Origin of the sequence: Streptomyces tardus, assembly GCF_018101125.2 — a bacterium.
In the GTDB taxonomy this organism is placed as follows: Bacteria; Actinomycetota; Actinomycetes; order Streptomycetales; family Streptomycetaceae; genus Streptomyces; species Streptomyces tardus.
The window spans coordinates 391,247-409,057 of sequence record NZ_JAELVF020000004.1 but is presented as its reverse complement, the minus strand read 5'-3'; the positions used below and the strand labels follow the sequence as shown (position 1 = coordinate 409,057).

The window sequence follows — 17,811 nt, the reverse complement described above, 5'->3', positions numbered from 1 at the left end:
CTCCGGTCAGATATCCCGAACCGGGTCCGGCGGGATCCTGCGCGGGCGGCTGTGCGAGGACGCCCCGGTGCAGGAGGGGGTACGGGCCGCGGACCGCCGCGCTCAACCTCCCGGCGAGGGTCGAGGAGGCGGTCGGCCTCGAACGGGCACGCGTGCTCAAGCGACCGCGCCGCGCCCCGCGTTCGACTACCGGGACGATGCCGGCGGGGACGGACGACGCCCGCCAGGTCCGGCCGGTGCGCCGCGGTCAGGCCGCGCCGGGCCCGAACCCGCTGCCCACCGGGCTGTTGACGCGCCCCGCCGCTCGGGCGACGCGCCCCGCGCTCAGAGGCCGAGGCCGACCTCGCGCAGCTCCTGGACGATCTCCGCCGGAGCGGTGGCCGGCGAACCGGCGCGAAACGGTGGCGCCGGATCGTACTCGATCATCAGCTGGATGCGCTGGGCGACGCGCTCGCCGGCGAGTTCGGCGGCGAGGCCGAGCCCCATGTCGATACCGGCCGAGACACCAGCCGCCGTCACGTACTTCCCGTCGGTGACCACCCGTTCGGAGACCGGGAAGCAGCCGAGCGTGGCCAGATGCTCCAGCACGAGCCAGTGGGTGGTGGCGCGCCTCCCCTCCAGCAGCCCCGCGTCGGCGAGCAGCAGCGAACCGGTGCACACCGAGGCGGTCACGGTGGTGTACGGGTCGACGGCGCGCAGCCAGGGCACGACGTCCTCACGGGCCGCGGCGACGTTCTCCGGCGGGCCGCCCGGCACCACGACGACGTCGGGGCGCGGAACCTCCTCGAACCCGGCACCGGCGACCAGGGTCAGCGCCCCGCCGTCGTTGGTGACCGGTCCGGGGCGCGCGGCGACGAATACGGTACGGGCGCCGGGCAGATTGCTCAGCGTCTCGTAGGGGCCGACGGCGTCCAGCGAAGTGAAGCCGGGGTAGAGCACGATGGCGACGGTGGGCTCCGCGGGGAGCTCGGCGAACGTCATGGGGTGATCCTTTCTTCACGGAGGGTGACACCCCAACCGCTCGGCGCGGCAGGGCTGTTGACGATTGGTCGGACGGTTCGGGCGGGCCGGGGCCGGTGGGCCCGTGTGCTCTGCGGCGCGGCGACGGCAGCGGGCGCCGCGGTGCCGTGCACGGGTCAGGGGCCGGCTGCCTGGCTGTCGAAGCGACGGCGGTACTCGGCGGGCGGCAGCCCGAGTGCAGCGAGGAAGGCGCGCCTCATGGCCTCCGGGGTCCCGTAGCCGCAGGAACGGGCGATCTCCTCGACCCCGTCGCCGGTGTCCTCCAGCCGCTGCCTGGCGAGTTCGAGTCGCACCCCGGCGACGTAGCGCGCGGGAGGGACGCCCACCTCCTCGCGGAAGGCGCGGGCGAAGTGGCGCGGGGAGAGGGCGGCGCGCTCCGCCAGAGCGGGCACGCTCAGATCCGCCTCGGGGTGCTCGGAGATCCACGACTGGACCTCCCGCAACGGCTCGCGCGCAGCTGTCTGAGCGGCCAGCTGCGCGCTGAACTGGGCCTGGTTTCCCGGCCGTCGCAGGAAGACGACGAGCATCCGCGCGACGGTCAGCGCGATCCGCCGCCCGAGGTCCTCCTCCACGAGGGCGAGCGCCAGGTCGATTCCGCTGGTCACTCCGGCCGAGGTCGACACCCGGCCGTCGCGTACGAAGATCGCGTCCGGTTGGACGTCGATCGCCGGGTTCGCCCGCGCCAGGCTCTCGCAGTGGGCCCAGTGCGTGGTGGCGCGCCGACCGTCGAGCAGCCCTGCCCGGGCAAGGACGAAGGCGCCGGTGCAGACCGAGGCGAGCCGTTCGATCCTGGCCGCCCGACGGCGCACCCAGTCGGCGATCTCCGGCTGCCCGCCCCTGGTGCCCGGACCTCCGGGGACGATCAGGGTGTGCGGTGTACGGGCCGACGGCAGCGCCCCGTCCGGCTCCAGGCGCACCCCGCAGGTGCTGGTGACCGCACGGCCGTCCGGCGAGGCGGTGCGGACGGTGTACCCGGGCCGCCCCTCGGCCACCGCGAAGTCGCTCGCCGCGGCGAAGACCTCCAGAGGGCCGATGACGTCGAGGCTCTGCACCCGGTCGAAGAGGGTGCACAGCACGGTGCGGGAGCGCATACGGACATCCTTGGGGCGCGGCCCTGTTGGCGGCAAGGACGCGTTCCCCACCTTTTCAGCCATCGACGAGGGCCACCTCTGCCGCACTAAGCGACCGCTGCGTAACATCCGCACCATGACTCTCCAAGACGAGCGCGCCGGCCGCCGCTGCCACAGCGTGGTCAACCCGATCCACTCGGCGATCTACTTCTCCAAAGAGATCAACGAGCACTACGCCGCCGCCGGTGTGAGCGACCCCCTCTCCGCCTATCTGGCCGCCCGGGCGGCTCCGATGGGCGCCGTGGGCGCGGGCACGGTCACCGCGACCTTCTACTCCTTCGGCCACCGGGTCATCGCCGAGCGGGTGCCGCAACTGTGGGAGACGATCACCCCCCAGCAGGCCCTGGAGACCCGATTGGAAGCGGTGGACGCACTTCTGCGGCGACTCTGGGGCGAGGACGGCGTCGCCTCCGAGGAGGTCTCCGAGGCCGCGGAGCTGGCGCTGCGCGCGTCCGAGGCGTGCGGCAGGGAAGCACGTCCGCTGTACGCGGGCAACGCCGATCTGCCGGTGCCCGAGGCGCCGCACCTGGCGCTGTGGCACGCCTGCACCCTGTTGCGGGAGCACCGCGGCGACGGCCACCTCGCCGTACTCGCGGGCGCCGGGCTCAGCGGTCTGGATGCCCAGGCCACCCACACGGCCAGCGGTCGGGGCATGAGTACCGGCTGGGTGCTGCGCACCCGCGGCTTCACCCGGAAGGAGTGGGAGCAGACCCTGGAGGGCCTGACCGCTCGCGGACTGCTCACCGCCGACCACGAGTTGACGGAGGAGGGGCTCGGGCTGCGCAAGGAGATCGAACGCCGCACCGACGAGCTGGACCGCGCGCCGTACGAGCACCTGGGCGCCACCGGCGTGGCCCGGCTGACCGAGCTGGCCGGCCAACTCACCCTGAAAGCCGCCGAGTCGGGGGCGTTCCCGCAGGACCTGATCGGCAAGTAGCAGGGCGCGGCGGCCGAGGGAGGCCGCCACTGTCGGTGCCGCCTGCCACAATGCGGGGCGTGAGCGCATCAACAGTGTCCATCGAAGCCAGGATCGCCGACGAGCTGGAAGTACGGGAGCGGCAGGTCCGGGCCGCCGTCGAGCTGCTCGACGGCGGCTCGACCGTGCCCTTCATCGCCCGGTACCGCAAGGAAGCAACCGAGATGCTCGACGACGCGCAGCTGCGCGCGCTCGAGGAACGGCTGCGGTACCTGCGGGAGTTGGAGGAGCGCAGGACGGCGATCCTCGAATCGGTGCGGGGCCAGGGCAAGTTGGACGAGGCGTTGGAGGCCCGCATCCGGGCGGCCGAGTCCAAGGCCAGGCTGGAGGACATCTACCTCCCCTACAAGCCCAAGCGCCGGACGAAGGCGCAGATCGCCCGCGAGGCCGGCCTGGAGCCCCTCGCCGACGCGCTGCTGGCGGATCCGAGCACCGAGCCGGCGGAGTCGGCACAGGCCTACGTGGATGCCGAGCGGGGAGTGGCCGACCCGGCCGCGGCCCTGGAGGGCGCGAGGTCGATCCTCACCGAGCGCTTCGGCGAGGACGCCGACCTGATCGGCGAGCTGCGCGAACGGATGTGGCGGCAGGGGCGGTTGACGGCCTCGGTGCGGGAGGGCAAGGAGCAGCAGGGCGCGAAGTTCGCCGACTACTTCGACTTCGCCGAGCCGTTCACCGAGATGCCCAGCCACCGGGTGCTGGCGATGCTGCGGGGCGAGAAGGAGGACGTCCTCGATCTCGGCCTCGATCCGCTGGCCCCGGGGGAGGCCGAGCAGGCGGGCCCGACCCCGTACGAGGTGGCGATCGCGGACCGCTTCGGCATCCACGACCGGGGGCGCCCGGCGGACAAGTGGCTGCGCGAGACGGTGCGCTGGGCCTGGCGCACCAGGGTGCTGGTGCATCTGGGTATCGATCTTCGGCTGCGGCTGCGGCAGTCGGCCGAGGACGACGCGGTCGGCGTCTTCGCCTCGAACCTCCGCGATCTGCTGCTCGCCGCGCCGGCCGGCACCCGCTCCACGATGGGGCTGGACCCGGGGCTGCGGACGGGCGTGAAGGTCGCCGTGGTGGACTCGACCGGCAAGGTGTCGGCCACCAGCACGATCTACCCGCACGCCCCGGCGAACAAGTGGGACGCCTCACTCGCCGCGCTGGCGGTGCTGGCGAAGGAGCACTCCGTCGACCTCGTGGCGATCGGCAACGGCACCGCCTCGCGGGAGACGGACCGCCTCGCCGGCGAGCTCATCAGCCGCCACCCGGAGCTGAACCTCACCAAGGTGATGGTCTCCGAGGCCGGTGCCTCCGTGTACTCGGCCTCCGAGTACGCCTCGCGCGAGCTTCCGGAGCTGGACGTGTCGCTGCGCGGCGCCGTCTCCATCGCCCGCCGGCTCCAGGACCCGCTGGCGGAGCTGGTCAAGATCGACCCCAAGTCGATCGGTGTCGGCCAGTACCAGCACGACCTCGCCGAGACCAAGCTCTCGCGGTCGCTGGACGCGGTCGTCGAGGACTGCGTGAACGGCGTCGGCGTGGACGTCAACACCGCCTCGGCGCCACTGCTCTCCAGGGTCTCGGGCATCAGCTCGACCCTCGCCGAGAACATCGTCTCCCACCGGGACGCCAACGGCCCCTTCCACAGCCGCAAGGAGCTCAAGTCCGTTGCCAGGCTGGGCCCCAAGGCGTTCGAGCAGTGCGCGGGCTTCCTGCGCATCCGCGGCGGCGCGGACCCGTTGGACGCCTCCAGCGTGCACCCGGAGTCCTATCCGGTGGTGCGCAGAATGGCCGGTGGGACGGGCGGCGCGGTGGGCGAGCTGGTGGGCAACACCGCAGTGCTGCGCTCGTTGAGGCCGGATCAGTTCGTGGACGAGACCTTCGGGCTGCCCACCGTGACGGACATCCTGCGGGAGCTGGAGAAGCCGGGTCGCGACCCGCGGCCGGCCTTCCGGACCGCGACCTTCAAGGAGGGCGTCGAGAAGATCGGTGACCTCGCCGAGGGCATGGTCCTGGAGGGGGTGGTGACCAACGTCGCCGCCTTCGGGGCGTTCGTGGACATCGGTGTGCACCAGGACGGGCTGGTGCACGTCTCGGCGATGTCGAAGAACTTCGTGAAGGAGCCCAGGGAGGTGGCGGGGCCCGGCGATATCGTCCGGGTGAAGGTGCTCTCGGTCGACGTGGAGCGCAAGCGCATCTCGCTGACCCTGCGGCTGGACGACGAGGTGCCGGCGGCGGGCGAGCGGCCCCGGGGCAGGGGCGAAGCCTCCGGCCGGCGCGGCGGCCAGGAGGGCGGCGGTGGCGGCCGAGGCCGTTCCGGCGCGGGCCGCGAGGACGGCGGCGGCAGGCGGCAGGCAGGCGCGGGCCGCGGCGGCGGCGGCGCCAAGAGCGGCGGTGCGAAGAGCGGCGGCGCGGGTCGGCGTGAGGCTGCGCCGAGCGGGGCGATGGCCGACGCCCTGCGCAAGGCCGGGCTGCTGGACGGCCGCGGCTGAGCCGGTTTCGAGGCGGTACGGCTGCCCGGCACTGCTGCCGGGCAGCCGTACCGGACGTGCCGCGCGTCGGCATTTATTCCGTTGACTCGCCTCGGCGGGCGCCCTACGGTCGTCCGTGGCCCTGTTGTCGAGGTGAGGAGAGGCCGTTGCGCATCTGAGGTCATGAGACACCGTGCGCCCCTGGTGGCGACCGTGCACGTGCACATTCCGTGCGCCGGTTCGGCCCCTTCCCGCCGAGAAGCGTTGCTGCTTCCTGCGGCGGACTCCACGTGTGTGACCTCGGACTGCGAGCCGTCTCCCGGCCCCATCCGTACTCGCCCCCCAAGGGCCGGGTGTCTCCTGTGCTGCTCCTTTTCTCCCGACGGCCGCAGGAGGCCTCATGTCATTCGCGTCATCCTCCGATCTTCCTCCCTCGCGTCCGGTCGACAGCGGCGGCTCCGGCGCTGCCTGGTCCGTGCTCGCCGACGGGCTCTGCTTCGCCTGGCCGGACGGCACTCCGGTCTTCGAGGACCTCAGCGTCAGCTTCGGGTCCGGCCGCACCGGGCTCGTCGGCGACAACGGCACCGGCAAGTCGACGCTGCTGCGCCTGCTCACGGGCGAGTTGACGCCGAGCGCCGGCACCGTACGGGCCTCCGGCGAGCTCGGCCGACTGCCGCAGGACCTCGGACTGCACACCGGCCGCAGGGTCGATGAGGTGCTGGAGATCGCCGATCGACGTCGTGCGCTGCACGCGATCGAGGCCGGTGACGCCTCAGAGGAGAACTTCACCGCGCTCGGCGACGACTGGGACGTGGAGGAGCGTGCCTCGGCGACCCTGGCGGGCCTCGGCCTGGCGCACATCGGGCTGGACCGCACCGTCGGCGAGGTCTCGGGCGGTGAGGGCGTACTGCTGCGCCTGGCCGCGCTGCTGCTGCGCCGCCCCGAGATCCTGGTGCTCGACGAGCCGACCAACAACCTCGATCTTCGGGCACGCAGGCGGCTGTACGAGGCGGTGGAGGGCTGGCGCGGCGTGCTGCTGGTGGTCAGCCACGACCGGGAACTGCTCGAACGCGTCGACCGGATCGCCGAGTTGCGCGAGGGCCGGATCCGCTTCTTCGGCGGCAACTACACGGCGTACGAGGAGGCCGTCGCCACCGAACAGGCCGCGGCGGAGCGCGCGGTGCGCGTCGCGGAGGGCGATCTGAAGCGGCAGAAGCGCGAACTCTCCGACGCGCAGGAGAAGTTGTCCAAGCGGGTGCGCTACGGCAACAAGATGCACGCCAACAAGCGAGAGCCGAAGATCGTGATGAACGCGCGCAAGCGCGAGGCCCAGGTCTCCGCGGGCAAGCACCGCATCATGCACGAGCAGAAGCTCGCGCAGGCGGGCGAGCGGCTGGAGGAGGCGTCCGAACTGGTCCGCGACGACCGGGAGATCCGAGTCGATCTGCCCAGCACCGAGGTCCCTTCGGCCCGTCAGGTGCTGAGCGCGCGCGAGCTGGTGCTGCGCACCGGCAGCCGGGTCACCCTCGATCTGCACGGCCCCGAGCGTGTGGCGCTGACCGGCGCCAACGGCTCGGGGAAGACCACGATGCTGCGGACCGTGGCGGGTGAACTGCCGGCGGATGAGGGCGGGTTGACGCTCCATGTGCCGATGCGCTTCCTGCCGCAGCGGCTCGATCTGCTGGACGACGGGTTGTCGGTCGCGCAGAACGTCGCCCGCTTCGCCCCTCGGGCCGGTGACAATCGGATCCGGGCGCAGCTCGCCCGGTTCCTCTTCCGGGGCGCCGCGGCAGACCGGCTCGCGGGCGGGCTCTCCGGCGGTGAACGCTTCCGCGCGAGCCTCGCCGCGCTGCTGCTGGCCGAACCGGCACCGCAGCTGCTGATGCTCGACGAGCCGACGAACAGTCTCGACACAGCGAGCATGCGGCAGTTGGTCACCGCTCTGGAGTCCTATCGGGGCGCGCTGCTCGTGGTCAGTCACGATCCGGGCTTTCTGCGGTCGATCGGCGTGGACCGGTGGCTTGCCCTCGACGAGGAGCTGACGGAGATCGATCCGCTGTAGCGGTTGCCCGGCGGGCAGGGGCGGGGAAGCGGCCGGGCGGGTCGGCAGCCTCCCGCGGTCGGGTCGCACGGCCGAGCGGTCGGGTCGCAGGACCGACTCCTGGCGAGAGGGCTGATGCGGCAGCAACTCCGGCCCATCGAAACGTTCACCCGCGCAGGGTTACTCAGGCGTAGGGGCGCTGCTTGAATAGACAAGCCGGCGCGTCAGCCCCACCTCTTCCCCAGGAGCGACAGGTGTCCCACCGCACGAATCGACGGAAGTACAGGCAGTTCAGCGGGGTGCGTCTCGCCGCGCTGACGACCGCGCTCACCGCCGTGTGCGCAGCCGCGGCCGTACCCACCGCACACGCCCAGCCCGAGCGCACACGCTCCGGTCACGCGCACGCGCAGTCCGCGCCGTCCGAATCCGCGGGCCCGGGGCTGCGGGTGCTCAGCCACAACGTCTTTCTCTTCAGCAAGCTGCTCCACCCCAACTGGGGCCAGGACCACCGTGCCGCGCAGATCCCGCGGCAGGACTGGTTCCACGGCAACGACGCGGTGGTGCTCCAGGAGGCCTTCGACAACTCTTCCTCGGACGCGCTGCTGGAGAACGCGGCGGACCGGTACCCGCACCGTACGCCGGTGCTCGGCCGCTCCCGCGACGGCTGGGACGCCACCCACGGCGCGTACTCCGGCGCCTCCGTGGAGGACGGCGGGGTCGCAGTGCTCAGCAAGTGGCCGATCGTGCGCAGCGAGCAGTACGTCTACGAGGAGGGCTGCGGCATCGAGGCGCTGTCCCAGAAGGGCTTCGTCTACACGGTGCTGGACGTGGCCGGCAGCAACGTCCACCTCGTCGGCACGCACACGCAGTCGACCGATCCCGGTTGTGCGCAGGGGCGGCCGGCCGAGGTGCGCAGCGCGCAGTTCCGCGAGTTGAGCGCGTTCCTGGACCGCAAGGAGATCCCGGCCGACGAACAGGTCCTGGTAGCCGGGGACTTCAACGTCGACTCCCGCAGCGATGAGTACCCGCGGATGCTGGCCGACGCGGGGTTGGCGGACGTCGACAGCCGCAGCGGACTGCCGTACTCCTTCGACACCGAGGACAACTCCGTGGCCGCCGACCGCTACCCGGACGACCCGCGCGAGAACCTGGACCACGTGCTGCACCGCGAGGGCCACGCGCGCCCGCAGTCCTGGGACAACGAGGTCGTCGCGGAGCGCTCCGTGCCGTGGACGGTGCGCAGTTGGGGCAAGGAGTACACCTACACGAACTTGTCCGACCACTACCCCGTCGTCGGCGGCTGAGCGTACGCTCCCGCACACCCCATGCGGCTGGGCCCGGTCTGTCGAACAGACCGGGCCCAGCCGCGGGATCAGCGCCGGCGGGCGATCAACTCCCCACGCCCACCGACTCCTTCTCCTCGGTCGCCGATTTCTGCGTGGACAGCTTCTCGCCCTCCACGTCGACCGACGGCAGCGCGCGGTCCAGCCACTTCGGCAGCCACCAGGCGGAGCGGCCGAGCAGAGCCAGTACGGCCGGTACCAGGGCCATCCGGACCACGAAGGCGTCGAAGAAGACCGCGATCGCCAGTCCGAAGCCCATCATCTTGATCATCGGCTCGTCCGAGGCGATGAATCCGGCGAAGACACTGATCATGATGACGGCCGCCGCGGCGACGACCCGGGCGCCGTGGGTGAAGCCGGTGACGACGGCCTCGTGCGGGCTCTGCCCGTGCACGTACGCCTCGCGCATCCGCGTCACCAGGAACACCTCGTAGTCCATGGCCAGCCCGAAGACGACACCCACCAGGAAGATCGGCGCCATCGAGACGATCGGACCGGTCTGGGCGACACCGAGCAGGTCGGCGAGCCAGCCCCACTGGAAGACCGCCACGACGGCGCCGAGCGCGGCCAGCACCGAGAGCAGGAAGCCGAGCGCCGCCTTGAGCGGGACCAGCACCGAGCGGAAGACCAGCATGAGCAGCACGAACGCGAGTCCGACGACCAGTGCGAGGTAGGGAACGAGCGCGTTGTTGAGCTTCTCGGAGAAGTCGATGTTCATCGCGGTCGAACCGGTGACCATCACCTCGGCGCCGGTCTCGGACCGGGTGTCGCCCGCGGTGTCGCGGATCTCGTGGACGAGGTCCTGGGTCTCGATCGCGGTCGGGCCGGTCTCCGGGACGACGTTCAGCATGGCAGCGTCGCCCGCGCGGTTGAACTCCGGCGGAGTGACGGCCAGCACGCCGTCCAGCGAGCCCAGCTGCTTCGCCACTCCCTGCACCGCGGACTTCGGGTTGCCGTCCACCTCGTCCGTGTCGACGACCACCATCAGCGGGCCGTTGGCGCCGGGGCCGAAGCTCTCGGCGATGAGGTCGTACGCCTTGCGCTGGGTGGACTCCTCGGAGCGCGAGGAGTCGTCGGGCATACCGAGTTCGAGCTGGGTGACCGGAAGCGCGATGACGCCGAGTCCCAGCACCGCGGTCAGCAGCACCGCCACCGGGCGGCGCAGCACCAGCTTCGCCCAGCGAGTGCCGAGCGACTCCTTGGGCGTCGCCGGGTGGGCGCCGCCCTCCCCCTCGTCGAGGGTCTTGCGGGTGCGCCGGCCGAGCACCCGGTCGCCGGCGAAGCCGAGCACCGCGGGGACCAGGGTGAGCGCGACCAGTACGGCGATGGCGACGGTGGCCGCTGCGGCCAGACCCATCTTGGTGAGCAGCGGTACGCCCACCACTGCCAGGCCCGCGAGGGCGATCAGCACGGTGAGGCCGGCGAACACCACGGCCGAGCCTGCGGTGCCCACGGCGCGTCCCGCCGCGGTGTCGGCGTCGTACCCCTCGGCGCGTTCGGAGCGGTAGCGGGAGACGATGAACAGCGCGTAGTCGATGCCGACCGCCAGGCCGATCATGGCGGCCAGGATGGAGGTCACCGCCGACATGTCCATCAGCGGTGCGAGCGCGATCACGCCGCCGACACCGATACCCACCCCGACCAATGCGGTGATCAGCGGCATACCGGCCGCGACCAGCGAACCGAAGGTGATCACCAGGACGATCGCGGCGACCAGCACACCGATGACCTCACCGGTTCCGGTCTCCGGCTCGGTCTCCAGCGCGGTACCACCGGTCTCCACCACCAGGCCGGCGTCGCGCGCGGACTCCGCGACCTTCTCCAACGCCTCGCGCGACTCCTCGGTGACCTCGCCCATCGGCGCGTCGTAGAGGACCGTCGCGTAGACCGTCTGCTGGTCCTTGCTGATCGCCTTGGCCTCGTAGGGGTCGACGACGCCGACGACGTCCTTGTCCTTGCCGAGGCCGGCCACCGCCCGGTCGACGGTGCCCTTCGCCTCGCCGCCGGTCAGGCGTGCGCCGTCCTCGGCGCGGAAGACCATGCGTGCGGTGGCGCCGTCGGCGTTGGCCTCGGGAAAGCGTTCTTCGAGCAGGTCGAAAGCGCGTTGGGCCTCGGTGCCCGGCATGGCGACGGACATACCGGGTGTGCTGGCGGCGGTCGCGGCGCTGAACCCGATGCCGGCCAGCAGCGCCAGCCAGATCAGCGCGACGATGCCGCGGCGCCGGAATGAGAACCGGCCTAGTGCGGAGAGAAGTGTTGCCACGGGGGTAGCTCCCGTCGGTTCGTACGGTGGGCAGGGTCTGGCGCGCCTCGGGGCCGGTCTCGGCCCCGGGCGGTGGGTGGTTGGTGGTGCGGTGGGCTCCGGTCGGCTCGGTCGCCGTGGGCACGGCGCTCGGGCCGGTCCGGCCCCGGATCGGCGGCGGGCGGGGTCAGTCCCCCGGGGCTCCGTTCGGCTCGTCGGTCTGGCCGGCGTCCGGCGACGGGCCGGCCGAACCCGGAGCGGCGGGCGGTACGGGCGCGGGCTTCCCGGAGTCGCCCTCGACGGACGCCCCCAGGCCGAACATCGGCAGTACGACCTCGTCGACCAGCGTGACGACGTACTCCTCGTCCGGCTCCAGGCCGTCGATGAAGACTCGCGAGAACAGCGCGCCGAAGAGCAGATGCGGCACGTACTTCACCGCGGGCGGCACCTCGGCGATCTCGCCCCGCTCGACCGCGGCGTCCAACAGCCGCTGGAACGCGACGAGTTCGGGCTCGATGATGGTCTCGCGCATGACACGCAGCAGTTCACCGTCCGCCTGCATGGCGGAGCCGAGCGCGCGCATCAGCGGTACGTCCCTGGCGGCGTCGCGCCCGGCCCATCTGGCCAGCTCGCGCAGATCCTCCACCAGGCTGTTGCGGCCGAGCCACTCCATCGGGGGCGGCGGCGCACCGCACAGCTCGATCGCGGAGACGACCAGCCGCGACTTGTTCCCCCACTGGCGGTAGAGGGTGGCCTTGCTGGAACGGGTGCGACTGGCGACGGCGTCCATCGTCAGCGCCTCGTATCCCACTTCGCGCAGCAGGTCCAGCACCGCGTCGTAGAGCTCGCGCTCCCGCTCGGGGGTGAGCTTGCTCCGCCCCGAGAGCGGGCTGCGGCTGCATCGGATCGACATGCCCGGCACTCCTCGACGTGCTCGGTGGAACCGCCATCGAAACGGTTCCGTACTCCAGAAGCGTAGGGAGCGGTGATGCGAAACGCAAGCGGATCGATACGCCTGAGTTTCGCATCACACGCCGTACGCCGCACGGCTCGCCGGCCGGCAGTCCGGGCCGTGCGGAAGAGCGGACGCGGCGCGGACGCACACAACCGGAACCCGCCGCGCATCCGTCCGCACGCCTCACCGGTCGTCGGCGGACTCCAGGATCGCGCGCAGACGCGACAGGCACTCGGCGACGAAGGCGGGAAAGGTGGTCCAGTAGTACGACACACCGCTCACCGCCACCGCGACGGCCCATGCACGGGCCCGCGACCAGGTCGCGTCGTCCAGACCCACGGCGTCCCAGTACGCCTGCCGGGCCTCGGACGGAAGGTCCCACACGGGCGCGTGCTCGGCGTCGGGGAAGCCCACCGTGAGGCAGCCGAAGTCGATGACCGCCCGCAACTTCCCCTTCCGGACCAGCAGGTTGGAGGGTTTGAGGTCGCCGTGCAGCCAGACCTGCGGGCCGGACGGCTCGGGCAGCGCGAGCCCGGACTCCCACAGCTCTCGCAGCCGCGCGACGTCCAGATCGAGCCCGCGGATCGCACCGCAGGCGTCGAAGGACTCGCCGAACCCGCTCGCACACGCGCGCAGACCCCCGCCCCGGTAGCCGCCGAGTTCGCCGCGGCGTTCGGCACCCAGCAGAGGTGCGGCGTGCAGCCTCCGCACGACCTCGGCCAGATCCGCGCCGAAGGCGGACCAGTCGGCCACCGTGCCGGTGCCGGCCTCCTCACCCTCGATCCAGCGGTGCACCGACCAGACGAGCGGGAACACCGGACTGGGCACACCCGCGTGCACCGGCTCGGGGACGCGGCAGGGCAGATGCGGCGCCAGCCGTGGCAGCCACTCCTGCTCCTTGCGCACCGCCCCGGCGTTGTCCGCGGTGCGCGGCAGCCGTACGAGCAGCCGGTCGCCCAGTCGGTACATCGTGTTGTCCGTTCCGGCGCCCGCCGGCGAGACGGACAGGCCCTGCCACTGCGGGACCTGCTCGCGCAGCAGCGCCCGCACGACGCTCTCGTCCGCACCGACCTCGTTCTCGTGAAGTGCCACGTCGGCACTCTCGCGAACGGACGCCCTCGGGGCCACCGAATTACTCGCGCCCGCGAACCGCCGCGGCACGCGGCGGGTGAACGGCTGTTGCTCCGGGCGGGTTTCACAACTTCGCTGAGACAGCGATACTGCACAACACGGTCGCCCGGGCAGGGCGCGGGCCGTGGCACCACCGAGGGACTGAGCGCGAGAAGGGCAGAGCGGATGACCGAGCAGACCGAGGACACCGGCCCGGCCGCCCTGACCGTCGACGAGCTGGCGGCCCGTGCGGGGGTGACGGTGCGCACCATCCGCTTCTACAGCACCCGCGGCCTCCTCCCGCCGCCGCGGATCGGGCCGCGCAGGGTCGGCCGGTACGACCACGGGCATCTGGCGCGGCTGGCCCTGATAGAGGAGTTGCAGAGCCAGGGCATGACGCTCTCGGCGATCGAGCGCTATCTCCAGCGGCTGCCCGAGGAGATCACCGCCCAGGACCTGGCGATTCACCGTGCGCTGGTCGCCTCCTGGATGCCGGACAGCGCCGACGAGGTGACCCGCGAGCAGCTGGAACGCCGGGCCGGCCGTCCTCTCGCCGACGCCGACATCGAGCGGCTGGAGGCGATGAACGTACTGGTACGCGGCCAGGATCCGTCGGTGTTCGAGGTGGACGCCGGTCTGCTGCCGCTGGGGGTGCGGCTGCTGGAGCTGCCGATCTCCCAGGAGGCGGTGGTCAGATCGCGGCAGCTGATGCTGGACCACGCGCGCCAACTGGCGGGCGAGCTGAGCAAGTTGTTCCGCGAGGAGGTCTGGGACCCGTACCGCTCGCAGGAGCCCGACGAGGAAGAGGTGGAGCGGATGAAGACCCTCTCCGCCCATATGCAACCGCTCGTGGTGCAGGCCCTGCTGACGGCTTTCCAGCGTTCGCTGCGCGAGGAGTTGCGGGGCACGTTCCCCGAGGAACGCGCCCCGCAGCTCGGTCCGCGCTGAACACCCGACTCACCGGAGGACCCGGCGCACCGAACTACCCGACTCGCTGAACGGCCCGGCCCGCGCCGCAGAGCGGTGCGGGCCGGGCCGGGGCCGGGGCAACCCGGCCCCGGGGCGCGGTCAGCTGTCGCGGAAGGTCTCCCCCGCCGCCGCCTTCGCCAGCAGCAGCTCCGGCGGGGCGAAGCGGTCGCCGTAGCGCTGCTGCAGCTCGCGGGAGCGCTCGACGAAGCCGGGCAGGCCGCCTTCGTAGCCGTTGATGTACTGGATCGCGCCACCGGTCCACGGCGGGAAGCCGATGCCCATGATGGAGCCGATGTTGGCGTCGGCGACCGAGGTCAGGACGTTCTCCTCCAGGCAGCGGACGGTGTCCAGCGCCTCGGCGAAGAGCATCCGCTCCTTCATGTCCGCGAACGGGATGTCGGGCGCGGGCTCCTTGGTGAAGTGCTCGCGCAGACCGGGCCAGAGCCGGGTGCGCCTGCCGTCCTCGTACTCGTAGAAACCCGCGCCGCCGCTGCGGCCGGGCCGCTCGAACTCGTCGACCATGCGGTCGATCACGGCCTCCGCCGGGTGGACCGGCAGCTCGACTCCCCGTGCCAGCAGGGCCTTTCGGCTCTCGTCGCGGATCTTGCGCGGCAGCGTCAGCGTCAGCTCGTCCATCAGGGACAGGACCTTGGCCGGGTAGCCGGCCTGGGCCGCGGCCTGCTCGACGGAGGCCGGCTCCACGCCCTCGCCGACCAGCGCGACGCCCTCGTTGATGAACTGGCCGATCACCCGCGAGGTGAAGAAGCCCCGGCTGTCGTTGACCACGATCGGGGTCTTCTTGATCTGACGCACCAGGTCGAAGGCGCGGGCGAGCGCCTCGTCGCCGGACTTCGCGCCGCGGATGATCTCCACCAGCGGCATCTTGTCGACCGGCGAGAAGAAGTGCAGCCCGATGAAGTCCGCTTCGCGTTCGACGCCGGTGGCCAGCTCGGTGATGGGCAGCGTGGAGGTGTTGGAGCACAGCAGCGCGTCCGGCTCGACGACCTGCTGGATCTCCTGGAACACCTTGTGCTTGAGCTCGGTGTTCTCGAAGACCGCCTCGATCACCGCGTCGCAGCCGGCGAGGTCCTGGACCTCGGCGGTCGGCGTGATGCGGGCGAGCAGCGCATCGGCCTTCTCCCGGGTGGTACGGCCGCGCGAGAGGGCCTTCTCCACCAGGGCGCGCGAGTACTCCTTGCCCGTCTCCGCCGCCTCGGCGGTGACGTCCTTGAGCACCACCTCGATACCGGCCCTGGCACAGCTGTAGGCGATCCCCGCGCCCATCATCCCGGCGCCGAGCACCGCAGCCCGGCGGACCGTACGGGGTTCGACGCCCGAGGGGCGGCTGGCACCCGAGTTGACCGCCTGGAGGTCGAAGAAGAACGCCTGGGTCATGTTCTTGGAGGTCTGGCCGACGACGAGCTCCGTGAAGTACCGGCTCTCGATGGTCTGCGCGGTCTCGAAGTCGACCTGGGAGCCCTCGACCGCGGCGGCCATGATGTTGCGCTGGGCCGGGTAGGGCGCGCCGGCGGTCTGCTTGGTGAGGTTGGCCGGGAAGGCGGGCAGGTTGGCCGCGAACTTCGGGTGGGCCGGGGTGCCGCCGGGGATGCGGTGGCCGTCGGCGTCCCAGGGCTGGCGTGCCTGCGGGTTGGCACGGATGTGGGCGAGCGCGGAGGCGAGCATCTCCTCGCGGGTGGCGACGACTTCGTGCACCAGGCCCTTCTCCATCGCTCTGGCCGGGTGGTACTGCTGCCCCTGGAGCAGGACGTTCAGCAGTGCGTCGGCGATGCCGAGCAGCCGCACCGTGCGCACCACTCCGCCGCCGCCGGGCAGCAGGCCGAGGGTCACCTCGGGCAGGCCGATCTTGGAGCCGGGTGCGTCCAGCGCCACTCTGTGGTGGCAGGCCAGGGCGATCTCCAGACCGCCGCCGAGCGCCGCGCCGTTGACCGCGGCGACTACCGGGACGCCGAGCGTCTCCAGCCGGCGCAGATCGCGCTTGACGCCGAGGCCCCGCTCGAAGACCTGCGGGGCCGTCTCGGGGGTGGCTCGGATGAGGAGGTTGAGGTCGCCGCCGGCGAAGAAGGTCTTCTTCGCGGAGGTGACGACGACGCCGCGCAGCGCGTCCCCCTCCGCCTCCAGCCGGTCGACGACGGTGGTGAGCGAGGTGATGAACCCCTCGTTCATGGTGTTGGCGGACTGGTCGGGGTCGTCCAGCACGAGGGTGACGATGCCCTCGGCTGCGGTGCCTTCGTGGCCTTCGACGCCCCGCTCCCAGCGGATGGTGGTGGGCTCGGACATGTGTGAGGTCTCCTGGCGGATCGGGCGGTTGAGGACGGGGCGGACGTCAGAGACGCTCGACGACGGTGGCGATTCCCATACCGCCGCCGACACACAGCGTGGCCAGGCCGTACCGCTGGTCGCGGCGCTCCAGCTCGTCGACGAGGGTGCCGAGGATCATCGCGCCGGTGGCGCCGAGCGGGTGGCCGAGGGCGATCGCGCCGCCGTTGACGTTGACCTTGTCCAGGGACAGGCCCATGTCGCGCGCGAAGCGCAGCACGACGGCCGCGAACGCCTCGTTGATCTCCACGAGGTCGATGTCCTCGATCGTCAGACCGGCCTTGGCGAGCGCCTTGCGGGAGGCGGGGGCGGGGCCGGTGAGCATGATCGTCGGGTCGTCGCCGGAGACGGCGGCGGAGACGATGCGGGCGCGGGGGGTGAGCCCGTACCGCTCGCCGACCTCGGCGTTGCCGATGGCCACCAGCGAGGCGCCGTCGACGATGCCGGAGGAGTTGCCCGCGTGGTGGACGTGGTCGATCCGCTCGACCCAGTGGTACTTCTGCAGCGCCACCGCGTCGAAGCCGCCCATCTCGCCGATACCAGCGAAGGAGGGCTTGAGCTTGGCGAGGGAGTCGGCGGTCGTGCCGGGCCGCAGGTGCTCGTCGCGGTCCAGCACGGTCAGCCCGGAGCGGTCGAGGACCGGTACCACGGAGCGGTCGAACCGCCCTTCCTTCCATGCCTGGGCGGCGCGCTCCTGGGACAGCTCCGCGTACTCGTCGACGTCGCGACGGCTGAAGCCCTCGACGGTGGCGATGAGGTCGGCACCGATGCCCTGGGGCACGAAGTTGGTCTCGAAACTCGTCATCGGGTCCATCGCCCAGGCGCCGCCGTCACTGCCCAGCGGTACGCGCGACATGGACTCCACACCGCCCGCCAGGATCAGGTCCTCCCATCCCGAACGGACCTTGGCCGCGGCCAGGTTGACCGCCTCCAGACCCGAGGCACAGAAGCGGTTCTCCTGGAAGCCGGCGACGGTGTCCGGCAGGCCGGCCGCGATGGCGGCGATCTTGGCGATGTCCGAACCCTGGTCGCTGTGCGGGCTGACGACGCCCAGCACGACGTCGTCGATCGCCGCCGGATCCAGGTCGGGGAAACGGCGCCGGACCTCATGGATCAGTCCGACGACCAGGTCGATGGGCTTGGTGCCGTGGAGCGAGCCGTTGGCTTTGCCGCGCCCCCTGGGGGTGCGGACGGCGTCGTAGACGAACGCTTCGGTTGTCACGGTCTGCGGCCTT

The 17,811-nt window shown here is 71.8% G+C and carries 12 protein-coding genes; 5 read left to right on the top strand and 7 right to left on the bottom strand.

Translation table 11 applies throughout. From position 1 onward, the window contains the following. Positions 1–324: 324 nt before the first annotated feature. A complete protein-coding gene (locus tag JGS22_RS24300) occupies positions 325–981 on the bottom strand; it encodes a DJ-1/PfpI family protein (RefSeq protein ID WP_211041040.1) in 657 nt (218 codons plus the stop codon). Between the two features lie 155 nt (positions 982–1,136). Continuing rightward, positions 1,137–2,111, bottom strand: a complete 975-nt coding sequence (locus JGS22_RS24295; RefSeq protein WP_211041041.1) for a GlxA family transcriptional regulator — start codon at positions 2,109–2,111, stop codon at positions 1,137–1,139. Between the two features lie 115 nt (positions 2,112–2,226). Here JGS22_RS24295 and JGS22_RS24290 point away from each other — a divergent pair, with 115 nt between their 5' ends. From JGS22_RS24290 to sph, 4 genes are all read left to right on the top strand, one after another. Continuing rightward, positions 2,227–3,087: an SCO6745 family protein gene (locus JGS22_RS24290; protein WP_211041042.1), complete on the top strand. Its 861-nt coding sequence runs from the start codon at positions 2,227–2,229 to the stop codon at positions 3,085–3,087. A 59-nt stretch (positions 3,088–3,146) separates the two neighbouring features. Further along, positions 3,147–5,600 carry a Tex family protein gene (locus JGS22_RS24285; RefSeq protein ID WP_308405876.1) on the top strand — a complete coding sequence of 818 codons (2,454 nt, stop codon included), beginning with the start codon at positions 3,147–3,149 and terminating at the stop codon, positions 5,598–5,600. Positions 5,601–5,979: 379 nt separating this feature from the next. After that, a complete protein-coding gene (locus tag JGS22_RS24280) occupies positions 5,980–7,641 on the top strand; it encodes an ABC-F family ATP-binding cassette domain-containing protein (RefSeq protein WP_211041043.1) in 1,662 nt (553 codons plus the stop codon). A gap of 233 nt (positions 7,642–7,874) precedes the next feature. Next, positions 7,875–8,924 (top strand): sphingomyelin phosphodiesterase, encoded by a 1,050-nt coding sequence (sph, locus tag JGS22_RS24275; RefSeq protein ID WP_211041044.1) that lies wholly within the window; start codon positions 7,875–7,877, stop codon positions 8,922–8,924. A gap of 85 nt (positions 8,925–9,009) precedes the next feature. Here the strand turns inward: sph and JGS22_RS24270 are convergent, their stop codons facing one another. From JGS22_RS24270 to JGS22_RS24260, 3 genes are all read right to left on the bottom strand, one after another. After that, positions 9,010–11,226 carry an MMPL family transporter gene (locus JGS22_RS24270; protein WP_211041045.1) on the bottom strand — a complete coding sequence of 739 codons (2,217 nt, stop codon included), beginning with the start codon at positions 11,224–11,226 and terminating at the stop codon, positions 9,010–9,012. A 166-nt stretch (positions 11,227–11,392) separates the two neighbouring features. After that, positions 11,393–12,118 carry a TetR/AcrR family transcriptional regulator gene (locus JGS22_RS24265; RefSeq protein WP_211041046.1) on the bottom strand — a complete coding sequence of 242 codons (726 nt, stop codon included), beginning with the start codon at positions 12,116–12,118 and terminating at the stop codon, positions 11,393–11,395. 225 nt (positions 12,119–12,343) lie between these two features. Next, positions 12,344–13,252 (bottom strand): aminoglycoside phosphotransferase family protein, encoded by a 909-nt coding sequence (locus JGS22_RS24260; RefSeq protein WP_211041047.1) that lies wholly within the window; start codon positions 13,250–13,252, stop codon positions 12,344–12,346. 204 nt (positions 13,253–13,456) lie between these two features. Here JGS22_RS24260 and JGS22_RS24255 point away from each other — a divergent pair, with 204 nt between their 5' ends. Next, a complete protein-coding gene (locus tag JGS22_RS24255) occupies positions 13,457–14,218 on the top strand; it encodes a MerR family transcriptional regulator (protein ID WP_211041048.1) in 762 nt (253 codons plus the stop codon). Between the two features lie 120 nt (positions 14,219–14,338). Here JGS22_RS24255 and JGS22_RS24250 read toward each other — a convergent pair whose 3' ends face one another. Beyond that, the gene (locus tag JGS22_RS24250) at positions 14,339–16,537 is read right to left on the bottom strand and encodes a 3-hydroxyacyl-CoA dehydrogenase NAD-binding domain-containing protein (protein ID WP_211043070.1); all 2,199 of its coding nucleotides are present in this window, start codon (positions 16,535–16,537) and stop codon (positions 14,339–14,341) included. Between the two features lie 46 nt (positions 16,538–16,583). Then, positions 16,584–17,798, bottom strand: coding sequence for an acetyl-CoA C-acetyltransferase (locus JGS22_RS24245; RefSeq protein WP_211043068.1), 1,215 nt, complete (start codon positions 17,796–17,798; stop codon positions 16,584–16,586). Between the last annotated feature and the right edge of the window lie 13 nt (positions 17,799–17,811).